Raw genomic sequence first — 4,282 nt, 5'->3', positions numbered from 1 at the left:
CCGCCAGGCCCGCCGGGTGCGCCCGGTCCGGCCGCAACAGCAACGCGGTGACGGCGACACCCCGCCGACGCAGGGACGCGCCGGCCCACAGCGCGTCCCCACCGTTGTTCCCCGCGCCGACGACCAGGACCACCCGCCTGCCGGAGACACCCCCGGTGTGCTCGGACAGCATCGCGGCGGCCCGCACGGACACCCCGTAGGCCGCCCTGCGCATCAACGCCCCCTCGGGGGTCACCCGCAGCAGCCGCTCCTCGGCGGCACGCACGTGTGCGGTGGTCCAGATGCCGCGCACGGGGCCCGCCTACTCGACCGTCACCGACTTGGCGAGGTTGCGCGGCTTGTCGACGTCGAAACCGCGGGCACGGGCGATCTCGGCGGCGAGCACCTGCAGCGGAACCGTCGACACCAGCGGTTGCAGCAGCGTGGGCACCGCGGGGATCTCCACCAGTTCGTCCGCGAACGGACGCACCCGGTCGTCGCCCTCCTCGGCGATCACGATGGTGCGCGCGCCCCGCGCCTGGATCTCACTGATGTTCGACACCAGCTTCGAGTGCAGCACCGCCCGCCCCTTCGGTGACGGCATCACCACCACCACGGGAAGATCGTCCTCGATCAGCGCGATCGGGCCGTGCTTCAACTCGCCCGCCGCGAAGCCCTCGGCGTGCATGTAGGCGAGCTCCTTCAGCTTCAGCGCGCCCTCCAGCGCCACCGGGTAGCCGACGTGCCTGCCGAGGAACAGCACCGCCTTGGACTCGGCCAGCCGCCTGCCCAGGCCCCGCACCTGCTCCAGGGTCTCCAGCGTCTTGTGCACCGCCGACGACATCGCCTCCAGTTCGGCGAACTCGCCGGCGACCTCGTCCGGGTACTTGGTACCGCGCGCCTGGGCGAGTGCCAGGCCGACCAGGTAGTTGGCCGCCACCTGCGCGAGGAACGCCTTCGTGGAGGCCACCCCGATCTCCGGGCCCGCGTGGGTGTAGAGCACGGCGTCGGACTCCCGGGGGATCTGGGCGCCGTTGGTGTTGCAGACCGCGAGCACCCGCGCCTTCTGTTCGCGGGCGTGCCGCACCGCCTCGAGGGTGTCGGCCGTCTCCCCGGACTGGGACACCGCCACCACCAGGGTGTCGCGGTCCAGGACCGGGTCGCGGTAGCGGAACTCGCTGGCCAGTTCCACCTCCACTGGCAGGCGGCACCAGTGCTCGATCGCGTACTTCGCCACCAACCCCGAGTGGTACGCCGAACCGCAGGCCACGACGAAGACCTTGTCCACGTCACGCAGGTCCTGGTCGGAGATCCGCTGCTCGTCGAGGACGACCAGGCCGTCCTGGAAGTGGCCGCGCAGCGTGTTGGCCAGCGCCTCGGGCTGTTCCTCGATCTCCTTGAGCATGAAGTACTCGTGGCCGCCCTTCTCGGCGGCGGAGAGATCCCAGTCGACGGTGAACGGCTTGCCCTCGGCGGTGTCCCCGGCGAAGTCGGTGATCTCGTACCCGTCCCGGCCGATCACGACGAGCTGGTCCTGCCCGAGCTCGACGGCGTCCCGGGTGTGCTCGATGAACGCGGCGACGTCGGAGGCGACGAACATCTCCGCCTCGCCGACCCCCACGACCAGCGGCGACGAGCGGCGCGCGGCGACGACGAGGTCCGGCTGGTCGGCGTGGGTCACGACGAGGGTGAACGCGCCCTCGAGCCGGCGGCAGACCGAACGGACGCTGGCCGGGAGGTCCCCCGCCGTCTCGCCGTCGGCGTAGGCGCGGGCGATGAGGTGTGCGGTCGTCTCCGTGTCGGTGTCGCTGCTCAGTTCGACGCCGGAGGCCTCGAGCTCGGCGCGCAGCGCGGCGAAGTTCTCGATGATGCCGTTGTGCACCACGGCGACCCGGCCGGTGGCGTCCCGGTGCGGGTGGGAGTTGCGGTCGACCGGCGGCCCGTGGGTGGCCCACCGGGTGTGGCCCATACCCGCCGTCCCGGCGAACGCGTCCCGCCCGGTGGCCTCGACGGCAGACTCAAGGTTGGCCAGGCGACCCGCCCGGCGTTCGACCGTCAGTGTCTGCCCACCGGTGGCCATGGCGACGCCCGCCGAGTCGTAGCCCCGGTACTCCATCCGGTGAAGCCCACCGAGCACGACGTCGAGGGCCTGACGATGCCCGACGTATCCCACGATTCCACACACGCCCCTCAGCGTAACGACACCGGCCACCCCCGCACGCCGCCCCGCCCGGGGAGGGGACGCGGTTCGCCCGCGAAACGCGCCACCCGGGCCGTGGGAGTGGCGCGTTTCGCGGGCGGACCGTGGTCCCGCGACCGCCCACCGGAACCGTGGCGGATGTGGGCCGGACCTTCGGGCGGCGCCTGCCGGGGGTGGGATGGTCGGCTAGTCTCCTGCCATGGCGAGCACGGCGAAGCGGCTGATCGAGCAGCTCTCCCACCCCGGTCCGCACGACGTCCTGCGCGGCGATCTCGCCCTGGTCGGCCTGCCCGGCGTGGTGTACACACCGCGCGCGGGTCTGAACCTGCCCGCCGTCGCCTTCGGGCACGGGTGGCTGCAGCCCCCCGGCCGCTACCGGAGCCTGTTGCGGCACCTCGCGAGCTGGGGCATCGTCACAGCCGCCCCCGCCACCGGCCGTGGACCCCTCCCCTCGCACCGGCTGATGGCGGCCGATCTGCGCACCACCCTCGACATCGTCCGGAAGGTCCGGCTCGGCCCGGACGGGATCAGCGTCCACCCGGACAGACTCGGCCTCGCCGGCCACTCCATCGGGGGCGGTGCCGCGGTCCTCGCCGCCGCGGGGCCGGAGACCGAACGGGGACGAGGCCGGGACACGGCTGACGGCGGCCGGGCCGACAACACCGACGCCGCGGACGACGTACCCCACGTCAACGCCGTCGCCACGGTCGCCGCAGCGCAGACCATGCCCCCGGCGACGAGGGCCGCCGCCGACGTCACGGTTCCGGGCCTGCACCTGGCCGCCGCGGACGACGTCGTCGCCCCCGCCACCGGCAACGCGGAGGCGATCAGCAAGGCCTGGGCGGGCCCGGTGCAATTGCGCACCCTGCCCAAGGCCACCCACCTCGGGGTGACCGAGGGCTACCACTGGAGCCAGCTCCTCCTGCAGGGCAAGCCACAGCACTCCGTCCAGCGCACGGTGCGGGCCCTGTTCACCGCGTTCTTCCTGACCAAGCTCGCGGGCGAGGACACCTACCGCGAAGTGTTCGACGCCGACCTCAAGGCCGCCCGGATCGACCACGACAACCGGGCGGCCCACCAGCACACCTGAGCACTACTGCATCCAACTGTTGTTGGAGAAGTCCTCGTCGTCGAAGTCGTCGGTCGAGCGTGCGGGGCGAGCCCGGCGCGGCGGCGGACCCGACGATTCGGGGCCGACCGGTGGAGCGGGCTGCGCCGGAGGGGGCGGCGTCGGCGAGGGTTGCGTCGACGCGGGCTGGGAAGCGGCTTCCGTCTCGTCCGCATCGACGAACCGGTAGGTCGCCTCGTGCCCCGGGCCACGCTGCAACCACTGGTTCTTGGCGTTCGACTCCTCGGCCGCGGTGCGTTGTTCCTCGACCTGACGGTCGAGTTCGGCGCAGTGCGCCTCGTTGGCCTGTTTACGTTGCTCAGCCTGCTCGGCGACCGCCTCGGCACGCTGTCGGGTGGCCTCGGCCAGTGCCGTCGACCGCGCCTCGGCGCTCGCCCGGATCTCGGCGAGCCGCTCGACCAGCCTGGCGGGAGCCCCGGATGTCATACGAAGTCACCTTCCACCCACGACCGTCACCGGCCGAACTTGATCGTCACATCGTTCGTGTCACCGATCGTGCCGCTGATCCGTACCCCGGTGTTCAGGGCCTCGAAGATGTCCCCCTCGATGCGGTAGGCGCTCGACGAACGTTCCTGGTCACCGTCCTGACCACCGGCGCCTCCCGCGCCCATACCGCCCATCATGCCCATGCCGCCCATGGAGCCCCCACCGGCCGCGGAGGAACCGGCCTCGACACCTCCGCCGGGCGCCGCCCCGAGCCCGACACCGGACGGGGACGAGCGGTCGTCGAGCCCGGCACCGGAGGATGTGGCGGGCTCGCCGCTCCCACCTCCGTCGCCGGGGAATCCACCGCCGCCTCCGCTGACCGCCTGTGGTGTCGTCGTGGTCGGGTCCGGACCGGCCGCGGCACCGCTGTCCGCAGCCGACGCGGTCGCACCTCCGGACACCGCCTCGGAACCCTGCGGGGAGCTCGGAACGTCGGCGGCCGACGCTTCCCCACCGCGCCCGCCCCCGCGGTCGCCGACCTCCGGCTC

General features: G+C 72.8%; 4 protein-coding genes and 1 pseudogene. 1 reads left to right on the top strand and 4 read right to left on the bottom strand.

Annotated elements, in window-relative coordinates:
• Positions 1-292, bottom strand: a 292-nt coding sequence (locus SACPADRAFT_RS29325; protein WP_007026693.1) for an NAD(P)H-hydrate epimerase, incomplete at its 3' end; no start/stop codon positions are given.
• Positions 293-301: 9 nt separating this feature from the next.
• The gene (glmS, locus tag SACPADRAFT_RS0222540; RefSeq protein WP_028662686.1) at positions 302-2,164 is read right to left on the bottom strand and encodes a glutamine--fructose-6-phosphate transaminase (isomerizing); all 1,863 of its coding nucleotides are present in this window, start codon (positions 2,162-2,164) and stop codon (positions 302-304) included.
• Between the two features lie 214 nt (positions 2,165-2,378).
• Here glmS and SACPADRAFT_RS0222535 point away from each other — a divergent pair, with 214 nt between their 5' ends.
• Positions 2,379-3,269, top strand: coding sequence for a dienelactone hydrolase family protein (locus SACPADRAFT_RS0222535; RefSeq protein ID WP_007026695.1), 891 nt, complete (start codon positions 2,379-2,381; stop codon positions 3,267-3,269).
• A gap of 3 nt (positions 3,270-3,272) precedes the next feature.
• Here SACPADRAFT_RS0222535 and SACPADRAFT_RS0222530 read toward each other — a convergent pair whose 3' ends face one another.
• Together SACPADRAFT_RS0222530 and SACPADRAFT_RS34255 are read right to left on the bottom strand one after the other, a co-directional pair.
• Positions 3,273-3,734 (bottom strand): hypothetical protein, encoded by a 462-nt coding sequence (locus SACPADRAFT_RS0222530; protein ID WP_007026696.1) that lies wholly within the window; start codon positions 3,732-3,734, stop codon positions 3,273-3,275.
• Between the two features lie 26 nt (positions 3,735-3,760).
• Positions 3,761-4,282, bottom strand: a pseudogene (locus SACPADRAFT_RS34255) (hypothetical protein); the annotation flags it as partial.

The sequence above is a fragment of the Saccharomonospora iraqiensis subsp. paurometabolica YIM 90007 genome (assembly GCF_000231035.2).
Lineage (GTDB): Bacteria > Actinomycetota > Actinomycetes > Mycobacteriales > Pseudonocardiaceae > Saccharomonospora > Saccharomonospora paurometabolica.
This window is presented reverse-complemented; position numbering and strand designations above follow the sequence as displayed.

What these genes read in the sequence shown, in the direction of transcription:
- SACPADRAFT_RS0222535 (WP_007026695.1), top strand. Translation starts at nt 2,379, where the DNA reads ATGGCGAGCACGGCGAAGCGGCTGATCGAGCAGCTCTCCCACCCCGGT.
- SACPADRAFT_RS0222530 (WP_007026696.1), bottom strand. Translation starts at nt 3,734, where the DNA reads ATGACATCCGGGGCTCCCGCCAGGCTGGTCGAGCGGCTCGCCGAGATC.